Annotated in this window: 27 protein-coding genes; 8 read left to right on the top strand and 19 right to left on the bottom strand. The window is 54.3% G+C overall.

The window, feature by feature from the left end; all coding sequences use genetic code 11:
• Positions 1-183: 183 nt before the first annotated feature.
• Positions 184-423, bottom strand: coding sequence for a putative hemolysin (locus DDT52_RS10980; protein ID WP_136156385.1), 240 nt, complete (start codon positions 421-423; stop codon positions 184-186).
• A 663-nt stretch (positions 424-1,086) separates the two neighbouring features.
• On the opposite strand from DDT52_RS10980, the gene fic reads away from it, so the two are divergent.
• Positions 1,087-2,163 (top strand): protein adenylyltransferase Fic, encoded by a 1,077-nt coding sequence (gene fic / locus DDT52_RS10975; RefSeq protein WP_136156384.1) that lies wholly within the window; start codon positions 1,087-1,089, stop codon positions 2,161-2,163.
• 317 nt (positions 2,164-2,480) lie between these two features.
• Here the strand turns inward: fic and DDT52_RS10970 are convergent, their stop codons facing one another.
• The 15 genes from DDT52_RS10970 to DDT52_RS10905 all read right to left on the bottom strand — a co-directional run bounded on the left by DDT52_RS10970 (position 2,481) and on the right by DDT52_RS10905 (position 15,848).
• On the bottom strand, positions 2,481-2,852 hold the full coding sequence (locus DDT52_RS10970) for a hypothetical protein (RefSeq protein WP_136156383.1): 372 nt from the start codon (positions 2,850-2,852) through the stop codon (positions 2,481-2,483).
• Positions 2,853-3,152: a hypothetical protein gene (locus DDT52_RS10965; RefSeq protein ID WP_136156382.1), complete on the bottom strand. Its 300-nt coding sequence runs from the start codon at positions 3,150-3,152 to the stop codon at positions 2,853-2,855.
• A gap of 198 nt (positions 3,153-3,350) precedes the next feature.
• A complete protein-coding gene (locus DDT52_RS10960; RefSeq protein ID WP_109054329.1) occupies positions 3,351-4,214 on the bottom strand; it encodes a YicC/YloC family endoribonuclease in 864 nt (287 codons plus the stop codon).
• A gap of 160 nt (positions 4,215-4,374) precedes the next feature.
• Positions 4,375-5,283: a LysR family transcriptional regulator gene (locus tag DDT52_RS10955; protein WP_136156549.1), complete on the bottom strand. Its 909-nt coding sequence runs from the start codon at positions 5,281-5,283 to the stop codon at positions 4,375-4,377.
• 274 nt (positions 5,284-5,557) lie between these two features.
• Positions 5,558-6,508: an isoaspartyl peptidase/L-asparaginase family protein gene (locus DDT52_RS10950; protein WP_136156548.1), complete on the bottom strand. Its 951-nt coding sequence runs from the start codon at positions 6,506-6,508 to the stop codon at positions 5,558-5,560.
• Positions 6,509-6,612: 104 nt separating this feature from the next.
• On the bottom strand, positions 6,613-7,434 hold the full coding sequence (locus tag DDT52_RS10945; RefSeq protein ID WP_109054326.1) for a M55 family metallopeptidase: 822 nt from the start codon (positions 7,432-7,434) through the stop codon (positions 6,613-6,615).
• A 10-nt stretch (positions 7,435-7,444) separates the two neighbouring features.
• Positions 7,445-8,506 carry a DmpA family aminopeptidase gene (locus DDT52_RS10940; RefSeq protein ID WP_136156381.1) on the bottom strand — a complete coding sequence of 354 codons (1,062 nt, stop codon included), beginning with the start codon at positions 8,504-8,506 and terminating at the stop codon, positions 7,445-7,447.
• Between the two features lie 9 nt (positions 8,507-8,515).
• Positions 8,516-9,415, bottom strand: a complete 900-nt coding sequence (locus DDT52_RS10935; protein ID WP_136156380.1) for an ABC transporter permease subunit — start codon at positions 9,413-9,415, stop codon at positions 8,516-8,518.
• Between the two features lie 8 nt (positions 9,416-9,423).
• Positions 9,424-10,344: an ABC transporter permease gene (locus DDT52_RS10930; RefSeq protein WP_136156379.1), complete on the bottom strand. Its 921-nt coding sequence runs from the start codon at positions 10,342-10,344 to the stop codon at positions 9,424-9,426.
• A gap of 18 nt (positions 10,345-10,362) precedes the next feature.
• Positions 10,363-11,904, bottom strand: coding sequence for a glutathione ABC transporter substrate-binding protein (locus DDT52_RS10925; RefSeq protein ID WP_136156378.1), 1,542 nt, complete (start codon positions 11,902-11,904; stop codon positions 10,363-10,365).
• A gap of 41 nt (positions 11,905-11,945) precedes the next feature.
• The gene (locus DDT52_RS10920; RefSeq protein ID WP_136156377.1) at positions 11,946-13,823 is read right to left on the bottom strand and encodes an ABC transporter ATP-binding protein; all 1,878 of its coding nucleotides are present in this window, start codon (positions 13,821-13,823) and stop codon (positions 11,946-11,948) included.
• Between the two features lie 20 nt (positions 13,824-13,843).
• Entirely contained in the window at positions 13,844-14,809 is a 966-nt protein-coding gene (gene ycjG / locus DDT52_RS10915) for an L-Ala-D/L-Glu epimerase (protein WP_136156376.1), read from the bottom strand.
• A 17-nt stretch (positions 14,810-14,826) separates the two neighbouring features.
• The gene (locus DDT52_RS20930; RefSeq protein WP_168709761.1) at positions 14,827-14,973 is read right to left on the bottom strand and encodes a hypothetical protein; all 147 of its coding nucleotides are present in this window, start codon (positions 14,971-14,973) and stop codon (positions 14,827-14,829) included.
• A gap of 134 nt (positions 14,974-15,107) precedes the next feature.
• Complete coding sequence (locus DDT52_RS10910; RefSeq protein WP_136156375.1) at positions 15,108-15,449, bottom strand: DUF202 domain-containing protein; 342 nt, start codon at positions 15,447-15,449, stop codon at positions 15,108-15,110.
• A gap of 12 nt (positions 15,450-15,461) precedes the next feature.
• Positions 15,462-15,848: a YidH family protein gene (locus DDT52_RS10905; RefSeq protein ID WP_136156374.1), complete on the bottom strand. Its 387-nt coding sequence runs from the start codon at positions 15,846-15,848 to the stop codon at positions 15,462-15,464.
• Between DDT52_RS10905 and DDT52_RS10900 the strand changes: the two genes are divergently transcribed.
• The 3 genes from DDT52_RS10900 (at position 15,847) to pyrE (ending at position 17,510) form a co-directional block, all read left to right on the top strand.
• Positions 15,847-16,095 (top strand): hypothetical protein, encoded by a 249-nt coding sequence (locus tag DDT52_RS10900; protein ID WP_136156373.1) that lies wholly within the window; start codon positions 15,847-15,849, stop codon positions 16,093-16,095. The genes DDT52_RS10905 and DDT52_RS10900 overlap by 2 nt on opposite strands.
• Positions 16,047-16,763 (top strand): ribonuclease PH, encoded by a 717-nt coding sequence (gene rph / locus DDT52_RS10895; protein WP_109054317.1) that lies wholly within the window; start codon positions 16,047-16,049, stop codon positions 16,761-16,763. The genes DDT52_RS10900 and rph overlap by 49 nt, the downstream gene beginning before the upstream one ends.
• Positions 16,764-16,868: 105 nt before the next feature.
• Complete coding sequence (gene pyrE / locus DDT52_RS10890) at positions 16,869-17,510, top strand: orotate phosphoribosyltransferase (protein WP_136156372.1); 642 nt, start codon at positions 16,869-16,871, stop codon at positions 17,508-17,510.
• A gap of 67 nt (positions 17,511-17,577) precedes the next feature.
• Here pyrE and slmA read toward each other — a convergent pair whose 3' ends face one another.
• The 3 genes from slmA to coaBC all read right to left on the bottom strand — a co-directional run bounded on the left by slmA (position 17,578) and on the right by coaBC (position 19,966).
• Positions 17,578-18,174, bottom strand: coding sequence for a nucleoid occlusion factor SlmA (slmA, locus tag DDT52_RS10885; RefSeq protein ID WP_109054315.1), 597 nt, complete (start codon positions 18,172-18,174; stop codon positions 17,578-17,580).
• A gap of 111 nt (positions 18,175-18,285) precedes the next feature.
• Positions 18,286-18,744, bottom strand: coding sequence for a dUTP diphosphatase (dut, locus tag DDT52_RS10880; RefSeq protein ID WP_109054314.1), 459 nt, complete (start codon positions 18,742-18,744; stop codon positions 18,286-18,288).
• Positions 18,713-19,966, bottom strand: a complete 1,254-nt coding sequence (gene coaBC, locus DDT52_RS10875; RefSeq protein WP_425591548.1) for a bifunctional phosphopantothenoylcysteine decarboxylase/phosphopantothenate--cysteine ligase CoaBC — start codon at positions 19,964-19,966, stop codon at positions 18,713-18,715. The genes dut and coaBC overlap by 32 nt, the downstream gene beginning before the upstream one ends.
• 187 nt (positions 19,967-20,153) lie before the next feature.
• Between coaBC and radC the strand changes: the two genes are divergently transcribed.
• The 4 genes from radC (at position 20,154) to mutM (ending at position 22,425) form a co-directional block, all read left to right on the top strand.
• Positions 20,154-20,819 (top strand): RadC family protein, encoded by a 666-nt coding sequence (radC, locus tag DDT52_RS10870; protein WP_136156370.1) that lies wholly within the window; start codon positions 20,154-20,156, stop codon positions 20,817-20,819.
• A gap of 238 nt (positions 20,820-21,057) precedes the next feature.
• Positions 21,058-21,294, top strand: a complete 237-nt coding sequence (rpmB, locus tag DDT52_RS10865; protein WP_009110942.1) for a 50S ribosomal protein L28 — start codon at positions 21,058-21,060, stop codon at positions 21,292-21,294.
• An 11-nt stretch (positions 21,295-21,305) separates the two neighbouring features.
• Complete coding sequence (rpmG, locus tag DDT52_RS10860) at positions 21,306-21,473, top strand: 50S ribosomal protein L33 (protein ID WP_004392084.1); 168 nt, start codon at positions 21,306-21,308, stop codon at positions 21,471-21,473.
• Between the two features lie 142 nt (positions 21,474-21,615).
• Positions 21,616-22,425, top strand: a complete 810-nt coding sequence (gene mutM / locus DDT52_RS10855) for a bifunctional DNA-formamidopyrimidine glycosylase/DNA-(apurinic or apyrimidinic site) lyase (protein ID WP_136156369.1) — start codon at positions 21,616-21,618, stop codon at positions 22,423-22,425.

The raw sequence follows: 22,425 nt of genomic DNA, 5'->3' as shown, positions 1-22,425 counted from the left end.
AATATTGCTTGAAGAGGGTGTTGTTCGGAATTTCTTTTGATGACGGCAATAAATCAGAGCGTTGTTGCTGGATCTGAATACCAGCTAACTTTCCAGGTTTGCCATCAATGCGAACGCCGTTCAGGCAATCGGATGGAGTCTTGGCATATTATCGTGGCTGACTTAGAAGTATCTTACCGCAGGCTATGATTGATTATGGTCTCGACGGTAAAGCGCCCACTCTTCGATACGCTCGCCGTTTGGCAATACGCAGTACCCGACTGTGCCGCTATTCATTTCAACCATCTCCAGCTTGCCGCCTTTTTCCTGGCAATAAACGGATGCAGGATTAGGCATGCCGACTGATTTCTTGGCGCTAACGCCATGTTGAGCGCTACATCCAGCAACAACCATTAGCGCCAGGAATGCCGTAGCGTACTTCATTTCAAATCTCATTCGAATATTTCCTTACGTATACTTGCAGACACCTCTTCACCACGGTAACGGCGCTGTATTGCTCATATACATAAATACACTGAGCAGCAGGACGGCAATAGCAATAAATATAACGACAAGCCTCAAAATACTTCCCTTTCCTGAACTGTTTTGACTACCTGAATCAACGATTATGTACGGCCACAGCGATAAAGACTATCGTCAGTTTACTCATTTTGGTTCTGTTTGGGCGAGGGCACATCAAACTCAGCTTGTTAACTACCAATGAACCCGCCCTTATTGAACATATGACGATGTATGAGAATAAGACAAAGGGTGGAAATGATCTACTGGCATCTAAGGGGGGGTATTGAGGAATGCAGGCGCTGCGCAAAAGAGATCAATGATGAGACATTGTGAGAAAGAAACCGCCCGTATAATCGGGCTGTTAGAGCGGGTTTTAGTGACGGAGAGGTATTATTCGATAAACGCGTTTCGACCATGTGTTGATGAAATGCATTTTTTTAAACATACGGACAGAACATGTTTATGGTATCGACACATTTCAGCTATGTGTTGATAAAACGCGATTTTTTAAACATGATGGCGTGACATGTTCATAGCATCGACATATTATAACTATATGTCGATGAAAACGGTTTTTTTAACCATATGAATTGGAATCCAGAAACCCCTAACAACGCGTTGCCGATACTGCCGCCCGATCTGGAGCGCGTTGAAACGCGCCTCGTACTCAAAGCGTGCATAAGTGCGCGCGCAGCAATCGCAGAGTTAAAAACTGCCGGTGAGTTGATCCCCGATCAGGGTTTGTTGATAAACATCCTTCCGATGCTGGAAGCGAAAGACTCTTCGCGCATTGAGAACATCGTAACGACCAGCGATCAGCTCTTTCAGTATGCTGACCGCGCAGATGGCGCAGATCCGGCCACCAAAGAAGCGCTGCGCTATCGTACTGCGCTTTATGATGGCTATATCCACCTTGAGGACAATCCACTCTGCACAAATACAGCGGTAACTATCTGCACCAAATTACGCGCAGTGCAAACCGATATCAGGAAAACGCCGGGTACGGTATTGCGTGATCAGAATAATAACGTGGTATACACGCCGCCGGTGGGTGAGGACGCCATTCGTAACTTACTGGCGAACTGGGAGCGGTTTATACACGGTGATGATGATTTAGATCCGTTGGTGAAAATGGCTATTGCGCACTATCAGTTTGAGTGCATCCACCCGTTCCCTGACGGAAACGGACGAACGGGCCGTATCCTGAATATTCTGTACCTGATTCAGACTGGATTGCTTTCTCTGCCTATTCTGTATTTGTCCCGCTTCATCTTAGAAAGGCGTGATGATTACTACCTATTTCTGCGCAGGGTAACAGAAGACGGGGACTGGGAATCGTGGATTTTGTTTATGTTAGAGGCAGTGGATAACACGTCGCGGTGGACGATTGATAAGATATCGGTTGTCCGGGCATTGATGGCGGAAACCACCGCGTATGTGCGCGAGAAGCTGCCGAAAATCTACACCCATGAACTTATCCAGGCGATTTTTGCGCGGCCGTATTGCCGGATCGATAACCTTGTTGAACGGGGTGTGGCCAAACGCCAAACGGCATCAACATATCTCAAACAGTTAGTAGATATTGGCGTGCTGGAGGAAATGACAGTTGGTCGTGAGAAGCTGTATATCAACACTAGGCTGCTGCGTGAATTGAGTCAGTAACGTGGATGCTATGTAGTGAATTCACGGAACTTATAAAAAAGGTGATCAGGAACTGGCTAAAGTAGTTTATAAAAATAGAGATATATTCAGTACGAGTGTCATTTTTTATGATTTTTATAAACCGTCATTCTTGACGTAAAAATTGCAGTCAAATGGATATAATGAAACCTATTGATCATCAGCCCAAAGCCTCGCAAATCGCCTGTCTCCCGCGCCAGCAAAATCATATGGATTACTGGCGATTTTTGTTTTCTGACTGCTATCGATTTCCATCTTGTTCCGGTCATTTTTACCGTGAAAAATTTTGATAACGCCAACTATAAAGACAGCACGCGCTGCATAATACAGGGCATTATCAAACGCGACGTCGCTCCGAAGTTCGGCAAAAAGCTGTTAAGCGAGATCACGCCCGATATACTGCGCAACCACTGTGAGCAGGTGAATAGTAGGGTGGCGTCCGCATCGGCGTTGAAAGCGCGCAGACCTCTCATGCGCTCAAAGTCGCGTTCAAGATCATCATGCTGACGCTGGTCAGAAAAAATTCCATCGTTAACGTCACTTAGGATGAGATCGATTTTGTGAATGCCGAATGGACCATACCGGCGGAGAAAATGAAAGCCAACCGCCGTGGCGCGGGACGTCCGTATGTGGTCTATCTCTCCCGGCAGGCGCTGGATCTGTTTATGCAATTACATATTCTGGCCGCTGGCGGTGATTTGCTGGATGATGGCGCGTATGTCCAGCGGTGTGACCTTGCCTAACGCCAGCTCGCCAATGTGTGGCGCGATCTCTCTGGCGAAGATCCGCTGTGGGATATGCGGGTGTTTAAGGCGTCGCACCAAATCCTGTTTCCAGTCGTTAAACAGTTCATCGACGGTATGGATTCTGGCGGGGCGATTGCGTTTACGTTCGGCGATAGGATCGTCGCCTTTCCTGACCTTTCTGCGGGCGTCTTCGGCCTGAGAGCGGCCTCCGCCAGCGCCCGTCAATCGTGGTCTGCGCGAAAAAGTGGATAGTATATAGGTTATAAAACGAACATTTTGGCTTGTAAAGCGATTGTACTACCCAATGTACTACCCACTCGACAGTGGATTTCGGTGGATTCGGGTAGTACGCAGTAGACGTTGATGGCAACAAAAACGCCCTGAAAACAGGGCGTTGTGGCAGTCGGTGGAACCGGGTGGAAGTTATTCGATATTCTGGATCTGTTCCCGCATCTGCTCAATCAACACTTTCAGTTCAATCGCGGAAGTTGTGACATCGGAATTAATGGATTTTGAGGCCAGCGTGTTAGATTCGCGGTTGAATTCCTGCATCATGAAATCCAGACGGCGGCCTACGGCTTCTTCTTTTTTCAGGATTTTGTAGGTTTCAGCTACGTGGGCTTCCAGCCTGTCCAGTTCTTCTGCGACATCAACGCGCTGCGCCATCATCACCAGCTCCTGTTCCAGTCGGTTATTTTCCAACTGAACCTGCGCCTCTTCCAGTTTGCTCAGCAGTCGTTCACGCTGCCATTGCAGGATGTTCGGCATATGGGCGCGGACTTTGAGAACCTCGGCACTGACGCCAGCCAGGCGCTGTTCAATCAGCGCTTTCAGCGCGTTACCTTCGCTTTCCCGTGCGGTGATGAAGTCATCCAGCGCGCCATCCAATCCCTGTAATAATTCGGCGCTGATTGCATCAAGGTCCTGCTCTTCAGCGGCCATCACGCCGGGCCAGCGCAGAATATCGACCGGATTGATTTCTCCCTCATCGCTCTGCATTTTTACCCAGTTAGCGGCGTTGACCAGCTGTTTTGCCAGCTGTTCATTCAAAATCAGCGAACTTTGTGCCCGCGGGTCGAGATCGAAACGCAGGTTGCATTCAATTTTTCCGCGGGTTAATCGTGCACGGATACGATCGCGAATAACAGGTTCCAGACTGCGGAATTGTTCTGGTAAACGGATGTAGGTTTCCAGATAGCGCTGGTTAACAGAACGCAGTTCCCAGGCTGCGCTTCCCCAGTCGCCCTTGATTTCTCGCCGGGCGTAAGCGGTCATGCTGCGAATCATTGGTGCATACCTGTAGAGCAAATGATGAAGGGATTATAGCGTTGAGTACCGGGACAAGGTAGGACAAAATCTACAACTACGCCGTCGGACGATAGTGAATCGTCTTATTGGTTGTGGATAAGTACTCATAATGTGCTGTTATCCCAGCTCACTTGTCGGTTTACGCCGCATGCAACAGCGCTTCGTTTTGGCGGGCGATTTCCCAACATTTACTCTTCATTATCTGTTTCAACTGCAACGTTGCCCGCGACTGAGGGTTATCACGCCGGCTAATCAGTGTGACTTCAAACGGCAAAGGCTGATCAATCGGTACGATCTTAAGCTGATCGGCGTAGCGACAGGCGGTAAAAAGATCCACAACGCCCACGCCTCCGCCGGCCAGCACCATATCGGCAATCACGGAATACGTTTTGATGTATAACGAGGTCGAAGGTTTCAGGGCTTTGTCACGCATTGCCCGATGCAGCACCTGTCCGAGCGGATCCTGTAGCTGCATCATTAGCAGGTTGTTGTTGCATAGCCATTCCAGAGAAACCGGCCCGGTTATCGGGCTGTCCTTAGGAAGCAGCGCCACCATGGATGATTGAAACAGCGGCTCTGCCAGAAATTCGGCAGGGACCTGTTGCCCAAATATCAGCGCAAAATCGAGCTGGTTTTGCAGAATGTTTTGGCACAGGGTATTGAAATGTTCCGTAACCAGTTCGACATTCACCAGAGTAGCCTGCCTGCGAAACTCTACCAGCGCGGGCGCAACGATCATTTGCCCGAACGCATGGGCCGCGCCCAGACGAACCGATTGTTCTTTGCCGGTTTTGATTTGTTCGGTCAACTGGCTAATGTTTTGTAACTGGCTGAACAACTCCTGTACTTTGGGGATTAAGCGGCGGCCTTCAAGCGTCGCAACCATGCCCTGAGCGTGTCGCTCGAACAATGCGAAACCAAGCTGTTGCTCCGCGTGGCTGAGAACCCGGCTGACGTTAGGTTGAGAAACATTGAGCAGGCGCGCGGCGCCGCTGATCGTGCCAGCCTGAATAATGGCCTGAAAGATTTCAATGTGGCGTAAGCGCATGGTCACATGCTCCGGTTGCAACGGGTGTTTCTTCGGTGTGATGCCGTGAGAAAGGTTCGGACGATATCTATACAATGCAATTATTACGCCATTTCCCGGCAATACCGTGACGCTTACCGACACGGAGCGGGTGGAGAGATTGAGGACGAGAGCTAAAGGTTGGGCAACGGTGGTTGTATGCATACTGGTGGCGCACGGCGCACTATGATGGCGCAGAACGCCGGCCGAATCCGTAACGGTATCGTTGGCGCGGCAGATCGGTTATTCGCCGCGCTCAGCGGTAAATCGCCGCGACAGGCGTTTCCCCAACATAGCCGTAGCCGCGGTACATCCCTTCACTGTTAAACGGCAGCGCAATATTGCCGTTGCGATCGACCGCAATTAACCCACCGCTGCCATCCAACTGCACCAGCTTCTCCATCACCACACGATTACCGGCCTGTTCCAGCGTAAGCCCGGCATAGTCCATCAGCGCCGAGACGTCGTAGGCGGCGACGGTGCGCATAAATACTTCCCCGGTTCCGGTACAAGACACGGCTACTGTTCGGTTATTGGCGTAGCAACCTGCACCGATGATTGGACTATCGCCTACGCGTCCGGCCTGTTTGTTGGTCATGCCGCCGGTTGAGGTCGCCGCCGCCAGATTACCCATGCTGTCCAGCGCCACGGCGCCTACGGTGCCGAACTTGCGATCGGGATCGATAGGATCGTTAGCCTGACCATCATGATCCAGTACGACGTTACCTGCTCCGGCTTGTGCGTGATGCAATTGCCGGCGTCGCTCTTCAGTCGAGAAAAACGCCGGTTCGACCATGTCAAGGTTGTGCTGGCGGGCGAACGCTTCCGCGCCTTCAGCGGTAAACATGACATGCTGACTCTGTTCCAGCACCGTTCTGGCCGCCAATACCGGATTGCGGATATGGCTGACACAACAGACCGCCCCGGCATCCAGGCTGCGTCCATCCATGATGCTGGCATCCAGTTCGTGGGTTTCGTTGTGAGTGAATACCGAACCGTGGCCGGCGTTGAACAACGGGCACTCTTCCAACAGCCGGACGGCTTCGGTCACCGCATCCAGCGCGCTGCCGTATCGCGCCAGAATACGCTGCCCACGGGCGACGATATCCGTCAATGCAGCCAGATAGCGCTGCTCTTTTTCCGCGCTCATCGCCGAGCGGGTCAATGCGCCGGCGCCGCCGTGGATCACAATCACTGGTTTGGTCATGCCGCCTCTTATTGGGTTCGTCATTTCTACGCTTCCCGGCTGTCGCCGGTATTTCCTTCTACGGTCTCTGTGCTTTTCATCATGTCTGTGGATACGGCATTGGGTCAGTTTTGCGTTGTCGCCAGATAGGAAAAAGCGCTTAACAGGCTAACAATTTCCGCCATGGTTTGCGCGGTATAACTGACGGTAATCGCATCCTGACGTTTTACGCAAGGGATCAGACAAAACAGATCGGCCAGCACCGGTTTTGCCACCATCAACTCAAGATGGTACGGAGCCTGAATACGCGAGGTGATGGTGTGATGCGCGTGGCTGACTGCCTTCATGGCCGCCTGTCGGATGGTCTGACGGGCGATTTCCGGGCTTGATGATTCCGCTGCGTGTTGGGAAATGGCGCGTTTCACACAGGCATAGTGGGTGGCGGGATAATAGCGGGCGATCCACTGTTGCAGCGTATCGTCGCCGCTGACCAGCAAGAGTGGCGTGTGTTGCTCGGCGCCGGCGGCGGCATAAATATCACTCTCGGCCATGACTTCGCCGTTAATGTGTACCCGGTAAAACGCCCGACCGTTGATGGTATGGGCCAGTACGCCAAATTCCCCGGCGGCGCTGTGATAACCGATGAACATCATGCCGTCATACTGCTGTTGTTCCAGCCCTTCCACCATGGATAAGCCACGCGGCTTCCCCTGCACCAGACGCGCGCGGGAATCGATGTTTTCCGCCCGCAGATTCACCATGGCGGCGTGGCTGTCGGCAACGACCACCTCGGTCGCGCCCCCCGCGAAGGCGCCGTCAATGGCGGCATTGACTTCCTGTTCCATCAGCCCGCGAGCCAGTTGGTACTCGGCGGTGCCGGGGCTGCACTGTTCCGGGCGCATAACCCCGGCAACGCCTTCAATGTCTGCGGAAATAAAAATTTTCATATCCTGTTCCTTACTCAGATAAATTAGCGGCCAGACGGTCCAGCACCTGACGTAATGCCGGGCGATGATGTCCGCGAAAGCCGGTCACCGCATCCGCGCTGAGCATGGCGTCGAGCACCGCGTGTTCAGTGGCGTCGGCGGCGGCGCTCAACAGCGTTTCCAGCCGGGCGTCTTCGGGCGGTTGCGGGTGTGGCTGCGTGGAAAATGCTACGGCAATATCACCGGAACCGTGGCCCCAATAGCTGCCCAGCCGGCCTAAACCGGCGCCGGCACGTTTGGCGATGCGCCGAAGCTGACGTGCATCCAGCGGCGCGTCGGTTGCCATAATAATGATGATCGAACCGGCATCTTTCTGTGGTGTCGGCTCCGGCGATAATAAAGAGGCAATGGCCTCTCCCGCCTGTACGCCATCCAGCGTCAGCGCGGAAAGCGTACCGAAATTGGCCAGCACCAATACACCCAGCGTTGCGTTGAGTTCAGGAACCAGACGCGACGCGGTGCCGATGCCGCCTTTCAGGCCAAAGCAGCTCATGCCGCGTCCGGCGCCGACGCTACCGCGGTTGAACGTTTCTCCGGCTTCCCGCAACGCGTTCTGCGCCATGTGTTCGGTGACGGCCAATGCCTGAATGTCATTCAGCCAGCCGTCATTGCATTCCAGCACCAGCGGATTGACCGTGGGCTGGGAGCGTCCTAATTCGGGATTTTGTGCAATGGCGTGGCGTGTCAGCGCGGTGAACAGGGTGCCGACCGCCAGCGTATTGCTGAGCAGAATGGGCGTTTGCAACAGACCCAGTTCCTCAATCTGAACCAGTCCGATCGGTTTGGCAAAACCGTTCAGTACCGCCGCGCCGCAGGGCAGGGGATGCGTAAACAGATTGGCGTCTGAGGGCACAATCGCGGTGACGCCCGTCTGAATTTCGCCGGCTGCCAGCGTACTGTGCCCGATACGAACGCCAGCGACATCGCTAATGCTGTTGTATGGCCCGCTGGCCGAGCGCGGCGTCCCCAGCTGTTTCTGTGTCCGCCACCGGCGTATGAGCAGGTCGAGCTGTTGCTGCTGGTAAGCTGTCATCACGCTTCCTTAACTTTTCAGTTTGGGGTCAAGCGTATCACGCAGTGCGTCCCCCAACAGGTTAAAGGCCAGTACGGTGAAAAATATCGCCATGCCGGGGAAAACGCTGACGTGCCATGCGCCCGCCATCATCAGGCTGCGGCTCATGGCCAGAATATTGCCCCATTCGGGCACGTCCGGCTCCGGGCCAAGGCCAATAAAACTGAGACCGGCGGCGGTCAGGATGCTGGTGCCGATACGCATGGTGAAATAGACGATAACGTTAGGCAGCGTGCCGGGAAGAATATGACGCATCAGGATAATACGATCCGATGCGCCAGCGCAGCGTACCGCTTCAACATATGCCGCCTGTTTCAGCGACAGCGTGGAGGCGCGTACAATACGGGCGAATACCGGCACGCTGAAGACAGCGACGGCGATGATAACGTTGTTCAGTCCCGGCCCCAGAATCGCCACCACGGCAATCGCCAGCAGCATGCCGGGGAAGGCGAACAGCACATCGGAACCGCGCATAATGAGCATGTCCACCCAGCGTCCGTAGTAGCCTGCCAGCAACCCCAGGGCGATGCCCGCCAGCATGCCCAGCGTGACCGAGAAAATGCCGATATACAAAGAGATGCGCGCGCCGTAGATGATCCGGCTCATTACGTCACGCCCGAGGTCGTCGGTGCCCATCCAGTGGGCGGCCGATGGCGGCGAGGCGAGCGCCATCCAGTCCGGTTCCGAGGGATCCCACGGCGCCAGCCAAGGGGCGAAGATCGCGACCAGCACCAACAGCAGAATAAACCCGCTGGAAGCCAGCGCCATCGGGTTATGAATAAACACCTGAGCGAAATCGCGCCATGGCGAACGGATCGTATCGTTATCAAGCGTGATAGCCGCCACGGCGGGCTCGGAAGGGAGTTTCATCTTGTCTCCTAACGTAAGCGAATCGCCGGATTGACCACCGCGTACAGCAGGTCCACCAACAGGTTAATCACAATAAACTCAAACACAAACAGCATCACCAATGCCTGAATGACGGGTTGATCCTGTGTTTTGATGGATTCGATCAGCAGCCAGCCGAGGCCCGGCCAACTGAACACGCTTTCCACTACGATTGAACCACCGAGCAGAAAACCGAACTGTAATCCCAGCATGGTAATCACCGGGATCAGCGCGTTGCGCATCACGTGTTTCCACGTGACCAGCCGATTGCGTAGCCCTTTGGAACGGGCGGTACGCACATAATCTTCCTGCGCGACTTCCAGAAAAGCAGAGCGGGTAAAGCGCGCCATCACCGCGGCCACCGAGGCGCCCAACGTCAACGCAGGCAGAATAATATCGCTGGGCTGATTAAAGCCGCTGACGGAAAAGACCCCGAACGGCATGGCAACAAACTGAATCAATAACAGGCCCAGCCAGAACGGCGGCATGGAGATACCGCCGACGGCAACGCTCATCAGCGTCCAATCCTGCCATTTCCCCCGTTTCAGCGCAGAAACCACGCCAATCAGCAGACCCAGCGCCACCGACCAGGCAAACCCGGCCAGGGCCAGCCACATCGTCGGCATAAAGCTTTTACTAATCACCTCTGCAACGGGTTGCTGGGTACGGTAAGTGACCCCGAGATCGCCCTTGAACAAACCGCCGAGCCAGTTGATGTACTGCTGTGGCAGAGGGTCGTTCAGCCCTAATTGCTGGCGCGCTGCCTCTACCGCTTCAATCGAGGCATCCGACCCGGCGTAGATGCGTGCCGGATCGCCCGGCAGCAGTTTGATAAAACCGAACACTAACAGGGAGATCACCAGCAGAACCGGGATCATTTCCAGCAAACGTCGGGCGATATAGGCAAGCATGGTTTTCCCCCTGGATGATTACTTGAATTCCGCCTGATCGAAGATCAGCGAACCATCGGCCAGTATGTAAACGCCGGACAGATTTTTCACTTTACCCACCAGATTATCCGGTGCGCCCAGGAAGGCGACGGCCGCATCCTGCCAAATCAGCTTCTGCGCTTGCGCATACGCTATGGCGCGTTTCGCCGGATCGGCGGTTTGCAGGCCGGCCATAATGGCCTTATCGACCTCAGCATTGCTGTAGTAAGAGACGTTGTAGGCGGTCGGCACCCAGGATTCGGTGGCGAACAGCGGGCGCAGCGCCCAGTCGGCATCCCCGGTTGAGGTTGACCATGCGCCATAATAGAGGTCATATTCCGCCTGTTTCGGATCCTTCACTCCCCAGAGTTTGGCGTTGCGCGCGCCGGAGTCCATTGGCGTGACGGTGGCGCGGATGCCGACCTGGGCCAACTGTTGTTTGAAGAACTGCGCGCTACGGATGTAATCCGTGCGGTTGGTGGTCCACAGTTTCAGATCGAGCCCGTTGGCGTAACCGGCTTCTTTCAGCAGCGCTTTGGCTTTTTCCGGGTTATAGCTGTAATCCGGCGTGGTTTGCTGCTGATAGAACTGGACGTTAGGCGGCATGGCCGAGGTGGCGGGTACGCCCATGCCGGCGAATCCGACTTTCAACCACATATCGCGGTTGATGGCATAGTTGATGGCCTGACGCACGCGCACATCCTGCAACGGTTTGTGCTGGGTGTTGAGCGACATGTAGTAGAGATAAATACCTTCATCACGCTGTACCGCCAGCTTGCCGTCGCTTTGCACCGCGTTCAGCAGATCGGACGGCAGCGGGTAGATGGCATCGACCTGACCGGATTTCAGCGACGCGACGCGGGTAGAGTCTTCCGGCGCCGGGAAGAACGTTACGCTATCGACTTTCGGCCAGCCCTTCTGCCAGTAGTTGTCATATTTCACCAGCTTCACATCTTTGCCTTGCTGCCATGCGCTGAATTTGAACGGACCGGTTCCCACCGGATTAAGGCGCAACTGTGCTTCATCCGGGTATTTTTTCAGGGCTTCCGGGCTGTGCATAACGGCTGACGGGTGGGCCAGCGTGTTCACAAAAGCGCCGAATGGCTTGTTCAGATCGATTTTTACCTGTGTCGGGGTGATTACGGTGACCGTTTTCACCATGTTGAACAGGCTGTTGCGTTTCAGTCCTTTACTCTGATCGGCCAGACGTTCAAGATTGGCTTTTACCGCATCGGCATTGAACGGCGTCCCGTCCTGAAAAGTGATGCCCTCGCGCAGGTTGATCACAAACTCGGTGGCGTCCGTGTTGCTGGTGTAATCGGTAGCCAGTCTGGGGACCAGCTTCATCTTGTCATCGAACTGGAACAGGCGTTCGAAGATACCGCTCTGGATGGAGTAACTCAGCGTATCCGAAGTGTCGTGCGGGTCCAGCCCGGTAATATCGGCGTAGATGGAAATGCGAAGATCCTGTGCCTGGGCAACAGCTGCCAGACACAGTGAGAGCCCGAGGGCGGCGGCGGAACGGCGAAGTAATGGCTTCATGGTGTCTCTCCTGGTTAGCAATAAAAAAGTCGTCTTTGGTGTCAGGCCGCGAATTCGCTGTCTGCCACCCAATGGTGCGGCGCGACCTGTCGATAGCGTGTTTTTGTCACGGTCTCGTCCGCTTTACGCAGCGGAGAGGGGATCTCGCTGTCATCAAGTTCACGCCCGCCGCGCTGCATGGGGTCGGCAATGGGTACCGAAGCCAGCAGGCGACGGGTATAGGGATGCTGTGGCGCGTTGAATACCGACTGACGCGGCCCGATTTCCACAATCTGACCGAGGTACATCACGGCAACCCGGTTGGCGATGCGCTCGACGACGGCCATGTCGTGAGAGATGAAAATCCACGCCACCCCGGTATTTTTCTGCAAATCCATCATCAGATTGACGACCTGAGCCTGAATGGACACATCCAGCGCGGAGACGGCCTCATCGGCGATGATGATTTGCGGCTGCAACGCCATTGCGCGGGCAATGGCGATACGCTGCCGCTGCCCGCCGGAGAATTCATGAGGATAACGGCGAGCATGTTCCGGCAGCAGACCGACGCTTTTCAGCAGCGCCTGAACCTGCGGCGTCGCTTCTTCCAGTGATTTCACCAGACCGTGCAGCAGAAGTGGCTCGGCAATGGTGAAGCCGACCGTGAGGCGGGGGTTCAGCGAGGCATACGGATCCTGAAAGACCATCTGCATTTCACGGCGTAGCGGCTGGAATTCGTTATCCTTCATCTGGGAAATCTCTTTGCCCTGGAAATGAATGCTCTCCGCCTCACTTTGCGTCAGACGCAACAGCGCCCGTCCGGTGGTGGATTTACCGCAGCCGCTTTCCCCGACGATGGCCAGCGTTTCCCCCGGCCAGACGTTAAAATCAATTTGTTCTACAGCATGAACATGGTGCGTCACGCTGGAGAGAATGCCGGTGCGTACCGGGTAATAGACGCGCAGGCCACGAATATCCAGCAGCGGTTCGGCGTCGTAGCGGGCCGTGATCTGCTCGCTGTCATCATGGCCGGACAATTGGCCAAGCAGTGGAAAACGTTTGGGCCAGGCGCTTTCGCGCATATCGCCCAGTTTGGGCACGGCGGCCAGCAATGACTGAGTATAAGGATGTTGGGGATCGGCGAAAATCTGCTCAACGCTGCCCTGTTCCACCACTTCACCGCGATACATCACCACAACGCGATCGGCAATTTCCGCCACTACGCCCATATCGTGGGTAATAAACAGTACGGCCATATCGCTCTGCTGTTGCAGATCGCGCAGGATTTGCAGAATGCGAGCCTGAACGGTGACGTCCAGCGCGGTTGTCGGTTCATCGGCGATAAGCAACTGCGGATCGCAGGCCAGCGCCTGCGCAATCATGACACGCTGGCGCATACCTCCGGACAGCGAATGGGGGTAGTTTTTCATGACCCGATCAACGTCGGCGATGCGTACCTTACGCAGCAGTTCGCGCGCTTTCTTATCCGCGCCGGCGGCATCGCAAATCTGATGATCGCGCAACGCCTCCGTCAACTGGTCGCCAACCTTCAGTACCGGATTCAGTGAGGTCATCGGCTCCTGAAAGATCATGGCGATTTCGCGGCCACGCAGCTGGCGACGCTGCTCCGCTTTCAGCGTGAGCAGGTTGTGCTGCCGTCCGTCGCGGGCGGTAAAATTGATGTTGCCCCGCTCAATGTTGGCTGAATCTGCCAGCAGGCCCATCACGGTTAGCGACGTGACGGATTTGCCTGAGCCGCTTTCCCCGACCACGGCGACGACTTCCCCCTTATTCAACGTGAAGGAAACGCCTTTCAGCGCTTGATGCGTACCGGAGCGTCCGCTAAAGCTAACGCTCAGATCGTTGATTTCCAGCACCGGTCTGGTGGCTTTATCGGGTGTCGTGGCGGTTACGGCACCCGTTTGCGTGATATCCGTCATGGTCACTCCGGTTGGTTGCGTCATAGCCAGATACGGCCGAGGTTATAGGTCAGATAGGGTGAACTGTCGGCCGCAAGCCAGATCGGGCCGTCGAGGTCGACGTGTTCCGCGAACGTGGTGAGAGGCAGCGCGGCCTCCATCGCCATAGATGAGCCCAGCATGCAGCCAACCATGATCCGCATGCCGTAAAGTTTCGCTTCTTCCACCATGGCCAGCGCTTCGGTAATACCGCCGCATTTATCCAGCTTGATATTGATCATGTCGTAGCGGCTACGCAGTCTGGCAATGTCAGCGCTGTGGCGGCAGCTTTCGTCCGCACAGACCGGAATGGGATGGGTAAGGCGCAATAAATCATCATCTTTACCTGCCGGAAGCGGCTGCTCCACCATGGCAATCTGGTATTTCGTCAGCGCGTTGAACAGGCTGCCGAGATCCAGACCGCTCCATGCGCCGTTAGCATCAATCATCAGCATGGCATTCGGGGCGGCCTGACGAATGGCGGCCACCTTTTCCAGAATCAGTTCGCGATCCAGTTTGATTTTCAGCAATAGCGCCCCGTGAGAAACGGCCTCTGCGGCGGCTATCGCCATGTTTTCCATACTGTCGAGAGACAGGGTTTCCGCACTGATGACCGATGCAGGCGGTTGAATGTCGAGACACTGCCACAGGGTCTGCTTGTTTAACGCGGCTTTGAGTCGCCAGAGCGCGCAGTTCAGCGCGTTTCTGGCCGCGCCCGGCGGCAATATGTCCTGTAGCGCGTCGGGAGTCAGTCCGTTTTCTACGGCCTGAGCGATCGTTTGCAATTGATGAGACACGCTTTCCGGCGATTCGCCGTTAGGGAAATTGGGCGTGCATTCTCCTTGCCCGATGAACCCCCGTTCTTCCAGCGTGACGCGCACCACGGTGACCGCGTTGCGGGTATGGCATGAAATAGAGAGAGGCCGTGCTAAAGGTAGCTTGACGATTTCAATTTGCATGTCTCGCATCGTTGACCTTCCTCCTGTCATGCCGGCTTTGCATTTATGCCGATGGCATCACACGCGGAAGTCCCCATCAGACGCTGATATAGCGTGACGGTGACAGGCATCGTCAGAACCAGGGATTCAATCTCATTACCGGTAGCGGGCAGGTAAGGCGGTGGAATCAACATGACGCTTTTCTCATCAAAATATGGGGTGATGAGAAGAATATTTCATGATGCATCATCACTGACGAATACTTGTTCATGGGTAGGGTATAGCCTGAGGTTATACCCGGAGGTGGTATGATTTTTTGTTCTTTTAGTCAGTTAGACGTTAGCAGCGTCAGCAGGTTAATCAGGGCAACCAGTAACGCAGTGACGATAATCGCGCACGTAAAGCCGCGCATCATACGGATGGAAAACCGTGAACACGGTGAGTGGGAGCGCAGGATGAGGCGTAGTCTGATGGCCGACCAGGCATACATGGCCAGTGTGACCAGGAATAGCAGCGCACCGCCGGAAATAAATCCGGGGCTGGATAACGTTAATCCTGCTTTCAGCAATAGCAGGCTGTTGACTAACAGCAGGAATGCGGTCCGTGACCAGGCCAGCGCGGTTCTTTCCTGTTGCAGGCCCGGATCGTGCGGCGCGGCGTCGGTATCCATGTTCACTCTTGATTAAACCATGAAAATCAGCAGGGTCAGAATCACGGCAATCCCGATGACAAACACGGTGATAACCAGCAACAATCGGGTGTATGGCAGGTTTTTCCCGGTGCGCATGGCCAGCTCGTTGGCAACCCAACGACGATAAGCCATCCAGGTCAATAACGCGCACGCGAGCGACAGGAAGATCGCCATCCCTTCGCGGACAACGGTTGGCGCCAGCGTCAGGGCAAACTGATCGATAGCGATAGCGCCGGCGAGAAACGCCAGTGCCGTTCTGATCCAGGCGAGAAAAGTTCGCTCGTTCGCCAGAGAGAAACGATAATCGGGCGTACTCCCCTGTTGCTGCCAGGGGATTTTTTTCTCATGTTGTCGGGTCTGCTGCTGAGGTTCGCTCATGTTTATGCCTTTTATCTTTCAGATGGCCGCCGCGCTGGCTATCTCCCTCATTCCAGTCATGGTATGGCTGATGGCGATGATCGACTGCAAAGCCCGGCATCCCTTAAATTATAACCGTGTGCCGCAAGGCAAGATAGGCATTGCGCCGCTAAGGCCGTATAATGCGCGCCAGTTACCTTTACCCGCCGGAGATGAGCCATGCGCCCTACAGGCCGAAGTGCACAACAAGTACGACCCCTCAAGTTGACCCGCCATTACACAAAACATGCCGAAGGATCGGTTCTGGTCGAGTTTGGCGATACCAAAGTTTTATGTAATGCCACGGTTGAAGAGGGCGTGCCGCGTTTTCTGAAAGGGCAAGGCCAGGGCTGGGTGACCGCCGAGTACGGCATGCTGCCGCGCGCGACGCATAGCCGCAATGCGCGTGAAGCGGCCAAAGGCAAGCAGGGCGGACGGACGCTGGAGATTCAGCGCCTGATTGCCCGTTCTCTGCGCGCGGCTCTCGATCTCAAAGTGTTGGGCGAGTACACCATTACGCTGGATTGCGACGTGCTGCAAGCGGATGGCGGTACGCGAACGGCCTCCATTACCGGCGCTTGCGTAGCGCTAGCCGACGCGCTGAATCAGATGGTCGCCAGTGGCAAACTGAAGAAAAATCCGCTGAAAGGCATGGTGGCAGCGGTATCTGTGGGTATCGTCAACGGCGAGGCGGTGTGCGATCTGGAATATGTGGAAGATTCTGCCGCGGAAACCGATATGAATGTGGTGATGACCGAAGACGGCCGCATGATTGAAGTGCAGGGTACCGCGGAAGGTGAACCGTTCACCCACGAAGAGCTGTTGTCCTTGTTGGCATTGGCCCGCGAGGGGATCGGGAGCATCATTCAGGCACAGAAAGCGGCGTTAGCCGATTGATTTTCTTAAAGCGACCTGTTGGTCGCTTTTTTATGGTCTGTCTTTTATCGATGTGGCCGTGATGCACAACAAATCTATTAACCCGTAAGACGAGGAGATGCAGTAATGAAAGCCTATCAGCGCCAGTTTATTGAATTTGCGCTCAGCAAACAGGTATTGAAATTCGGTAAATTTACGCTGAAGTCGGGACGTATCAGCCCTTATTTCTTTAATGCCGGATTGTTTAATACCGGGCGCGACCTGGCATTGCTGGGGCGTTTTTATGCAGAAGCGCTGGTAGATTCAGGCATTGAATTCGATTTGTTGTTTGGGCCGGCTTACAAAGGTATTCCGATTGCAACCACCACGGCAGTGGCGCTGGCAGAACATCATGAACGTGATATCCCATACTGCTTTAACCGTAAAGAAGCCAAAGATCATGGCGAAGGCGGCAGTCTGGTCGGCAGCCCGTTACAGGGACGCGTGATGCTGGTGGACGATGTGATCACCGCGGGCACCGCGATCCGCGAATCGATGGAAATCATTACGGCCCATGGCGCCACGCTGGCCGGGATCATGATTGCGCTGGATCGTCAGGAGCGCGGACGCGCCGAGATTTCGGCTATTCAGGAAGTGGAGCGAGATTACCAGTGTAAGGTGATTTCCATCATTACCCTGAAAGATCTGATCGCGTATCTGGCGGAAAAACCGGAGATGGCCGCATACCTGACAGCGGTGAAAGAATACCGCGAACAATACGGCATTTAATGATGGCCTGTTGATGTGGCTCCGCCAGAGACGCTTCTGGCGGGAATTGACCGACAGAAAAAGAACGCTAGTACAACTGTGCGGCGAGCAGAGGCCAGCGCGTATCAAATTCCTGCGTCGGGCGATAGCGGAACTCGGAGCGAATAAAACGTGAGAGCATACCTTCGCAAAACGCCAGTAATTGACTGGCCAGCAGCGTTTCGTCATGTTGAAAGCCTTTGCCATCCCGCAACTTTTGCTCACGTAAGACCTGACGCAACTGCGATTCGATACGCTCGAACAGTTGATTGATGCGACCCTGCAAACGATCCTGTTCAAACATCAACGCGTGACCGGTCATGATGCGTGTCAAACCCGGATTACGCTCTGCAAACCCCAGAATAAGCAATAAAATCAAACGCAGACGGTTAAACGTATCTTTTTCATCTTGCAGAATCAGGTTGATGCGAGTGGTCAGACTGTCCTCGATAAACTCGATAAGACTGTCAAACATACGCGTTTTACTGGGAAAGTGCCGGTAAAGCGCCGCTTCAGATACCCCAACGTTGGCAGCCAGTTTCGCCGTGGTGATACGTTGGCTACCGTCACTGGATTCCAGCATTTGCGCCAGCGCCTGCAAAATTTCCTCGCGACGATTCCTTTTCGTATTTTCTTTTTCTGCCATGTATGAAAAGACCCTTGCTAAAAATTTGACTGACAAACAGTCACTAACGCCACAGTCGCGATAACGCGCTGTGGCTTATATATTTTTCATCGTAACAGGAGGCCGTGCGTGTTAGCTACGACCAGAATGGCCGAACCCCCCTTCTCCCCGTTCGCTGCTGACAAAATCTTCGACCAGATTAAATTCGGTCTGAACGACAGGGACGAAAACCATCTGCGCGATACGTTCGCCCGGTTCAATGGTGAATGTCTGCTGACCACGGTTCCAGACGGAAACCATCAACTGTCCCTGATAGTCAGAGTCAATCAGGCCAACCAGATTACCCAGTACTACGCCGTGTTTATGACCGAGACCAGAGCGCGGCAGCACCATGGCCGCCAGATTGGTATCGGCAATATGAATCGCCAGTCCGGTTGGGATCAGCGTGGTTTCACCGGCTTTTAATTCGATCGCCTGATCCAGACAGGCGCGCAAATCCAGTCCGGCGGAACCCGGCGTTGCATAGGTTGGTAAGGGGAATTGCTGACCAATGCGTGGGTCAACAATCTTTACGTCGATTTTTTTCATCATAACGGCTGACAATCTCGTCGATTAAGTTTTGGCTAAGAAGATGCTTGTCGCATTGCGGCAACTGCTTGTCCCCGTCCTGCCAGAAAAGATGTAATGCATTGGTTTCACTGTTAAAACCATGCCCGGAAAGGGAAACGTTATTCGCGCAGATCAGATCCAGCTTTTTACGCGCCAGCTTTTGCCGGGCGTATTCTTCCACATTCTGGGTTTCGGCAGCAAACCCGACAACATAAGGCCGATTTTCATCCAGCGCGGCGACATCAGCGATAATATCCGGGTTTTTTATCATGGTGACAGTGATTTCATCACCCTGCTTTTTGATTTTTTCGTCGGCGACGAATTTGGGGCGGTAGTCTGCCACGGCGGCGCAACCGATAACGATATGCGCACGCGGAGCCTCGCTCATCACGGCCTGATGCATGTCCAGCGCACTGCTGACATCAATCCGCTTCACTCCGCCCGGCGTTGCTAAAGTGACGGGGCCCGTAATCAGCGTAACGTTTGCCCCTCTGGCCGCAGCGGCCTGTGCAATGGCAAACCCCATCTTTCCGGAACTGTGGTTACTGATAAAACGCACGGGATCGAGCGCTTCCCGGGTTGGGCCGGCGGTAATCATGATATTCAGGTGTTGCAGATCGCTGACGGCGTAGAAATGCCGCCGCGCGCGTTCAACAATTTCCAGCGGATCGATCATACGGCCGGGGCCAATATCACCACAGGCCTGGCTGCCGCTATCCGGTCCCCAGAGCATCAGGCCACGCGCTGTGAGCGTATTCAGGTTGTCCTGTGTCGGTGTGGCGCGGTACATCTGCTGATTCATCGCCGGGGCGACGGCAATCGGCGCTGCGGTCGCAAGACACAGCGTGGTCAGCAAATCGTTGGCCATGCCCGCGGCCAAACGCGCGATAAGATCGGCGGTGGCGGGGGCAAGGATCACTAAATCCGCCCATTTCCCCAGCTCAATATGGCCCATTGAGGCTTCAGCGGCGGGATCGAGCAGATCGTCAGAAACCGGGTAACCCGAGACGGCCTGCAACGTCAGGGGAGTGATAAAGGCTTTGGCGGCTGGCGTCATGACCACTCGAACATCGGCGCCGGCGTCGCGCAGGCGTCTTACCAGCTCGGGACATTTGTAAGCCGCAATGCCGCCGCTGATACCGAGCACGATTCGTTTGCCGGAAATACATTTACCAGAAACAGGTTGGCTGGAAAGTTCCGTCATCATCATGATCCGATTGAAAACCGAAAGAGAGGCTATTTTACCATAACCTTGACCCGGTAGAGGAGTCTTAAGCGGTCGCGCGCTTTTATAGCCGAAAATTGCGTAGCGCTTCGCAGCCTGTTCCGTTCGCTGTCGTTACTCAATACGGGAGCTGTCATGATATCCGTCTGTCAGGAGAGGAGGGGTGATGGACTGGGATAATGGGCTGGCGCCGCGGGAGAAACTGGTGAATTTGGGGGCTGAAGCGCTGACGGATGCAGAATTGCTGGCGATTTTTTTACGGACCGGGTTACCCGGTATACATGTGATGCAACTGGCGGAACATTTGCTCGCGGAATTTGGTTCGCTGCATCAGCTGCTGTCGGCCGATCGGGCGACATTCTGTATGGCAAAAGGGATTGGGCTTTCAAAATATGCGCAGTTGAAAGCCGTGGCGGAACTGTCACGCCGATTATTTTCGTCTCGTCTGGCGAAAGAGGATGCGATGCTGAGCCCGGAAATTACCGGACAATATCTGCAATTATTGCTGGCGCGTCAGGAAAGGGAGGTTTTTTTGGTGATGTTTTTAGATAATCAGCATCGGGTTATTCGTCATCAGGAGATGTTTGCTGGTACCATTAACAGCGTGGAAGTTCACCCGCGGGAAATTGTGCGTGAAGCGCTGAAAGCCAATGCCGCCGCGCTGATTCTGGCGCACAATCATCCCTCCGGGAAAGCGGAGCCCAGTCAGGCTGACCGTGCGATAACCGAACAAATCATTAAAGCTTGTCTGTTACTGGATATTCGCGTGCTTGATCATCTGGTCATCGGACGCGGTGAATACGTTTCTTTTGCCGAGCGTGGATGGATTTAACCGATATTTCCGCGATCCTTCGGGATCTTTAGTTGTTCGGGACTTGAGCACTAACGCTTCAGAGCGTATACTACGCCACCTTTGAGAATCTTGGGTGTGGCGTTAAGAGCCTATCTCAGCAGGTTTACCCTGATGACAGAGTCTTTTCAGTGAAGTTGCTGAGATGGGCTCTATAGCCTGACGAGGCGGCCAACATCCTATACGAAGCTCGAGCTGATTTGATTTTTGGAGAATAGACATGTCCCGAGTCTGCCAAGTTACTGGCAAGCGTCCGGTGACGGGTAACAACCGTTCCCACGCACTGAATGCGACCAAACGCCGTTTTCTGCCGAACCTGCACTCACACCGTTTCTGGGTTGAAGGTGAAAAGCGCTTTGTAACGCTGCGCGTATCCGCTAAAGGTATGCGTGTTATTGATAAGAAGGGTATTGAGACGGTTCTGGCCGATCTGCGTGCCCGTGGTGAAAAGTATTAAGGAACTGAATCATGGCTAAGGGTGTTCGCGAGAAGATCAAGCTGGTTTCTTCTGCTGGTACTGGTCACTTCTATACCACCACGAAGAACAAGCGCACGAAGCCGGAAAAATTGGAACTGAAGAAATTCGATCCAGTTGTCCGTCAACACGTGATTTACAAAGAAGCTAAAATTAAATAATTTTAGTGGACTATTGAAAAACCCGGCCTTGGCCGGGTTTTTTTATGACAGAATTTCCTGCCCATTCTTATATTGGGCGGTTGACGAAGACGCTTGCGGCGTTGTTATGTTAACTTACCCGGCATTTCTCAGGAGATAAGCGATGCCTGAATTACCAGAGGTTGAAACCAGTCGTCGGGGAATCTCTCCCTACCTTGTCGGTCATACCATTCTCTATGCCGAAGTCCGCAATTCCCGCCTGCGCTGGCCGGTTTCCAGCGAAATTTTATCGCTCAGCGATCAGGCTGTGCTGGGCGTTCATCGGCGCGCCAAATATCTGCTGATTGAATTAACCACCGGATGGATCATTGTTCACCTGGGCATGTCCGGCAGCCTGCGTATCCTGCCGGAGTATATCGAACCGGAGAAACATGACCACGTCGATCTGGTCATGGATAGCGGCAAGGTTCTGCGTTATACGGACCCCAGACGTTTCGGCGCCTGGTTATGGACAGATAACCCAGAGACAAGCTCTGTGCTTGCACATCTGGGACCTGAGCCGTTAAGTGAGGTATTTTCCGGTGATTATCTCTATCAGCGATCGCGTGGTAAAAAGATGCTGGTTAAGCAGTGGATTATGGATAATAAAGTGGTGGTTGGCGTAGGGAATATCTATGCCAGCGAGTCGCTGTTTATGGCGGGCATCAGGCCGGACAGGGCGGTCGGTTCGTTAAATGCAGCTGAAGCGCATTTACTGGTCGATACCATCAAACGGGTACTGCTGCGCTCCATTGAGCAAGGTGGCACGACCTTGCGCGATTTTCTTCAGTCCGATGGCAAACCGGGATATTTTGCTCAGGAGCTTCAGGTCTATGGTCGGGCCGGTGAGCGTTGTCGGGTGTGTGGTTCACCGATAGCAACGGCGAAGCATGGGCAGCGCAGTACGTTTTTTTGTCAGGTTTGCCAGCGTTAG

Source organism: Brenneria roseae subsp. roseae (assembly GCF_003115845.1).
GTDB lineage: Bacteria > Pseudomonadota > Gammaproteobacteria > Enterobacterales > Enterobacteriaceae > Brenneria > Brenneria roseae.
Note: the sequence above shows the minus strand (reverse complement) of the source record. Positions and strands in the feature narration are given on the sequence as shown.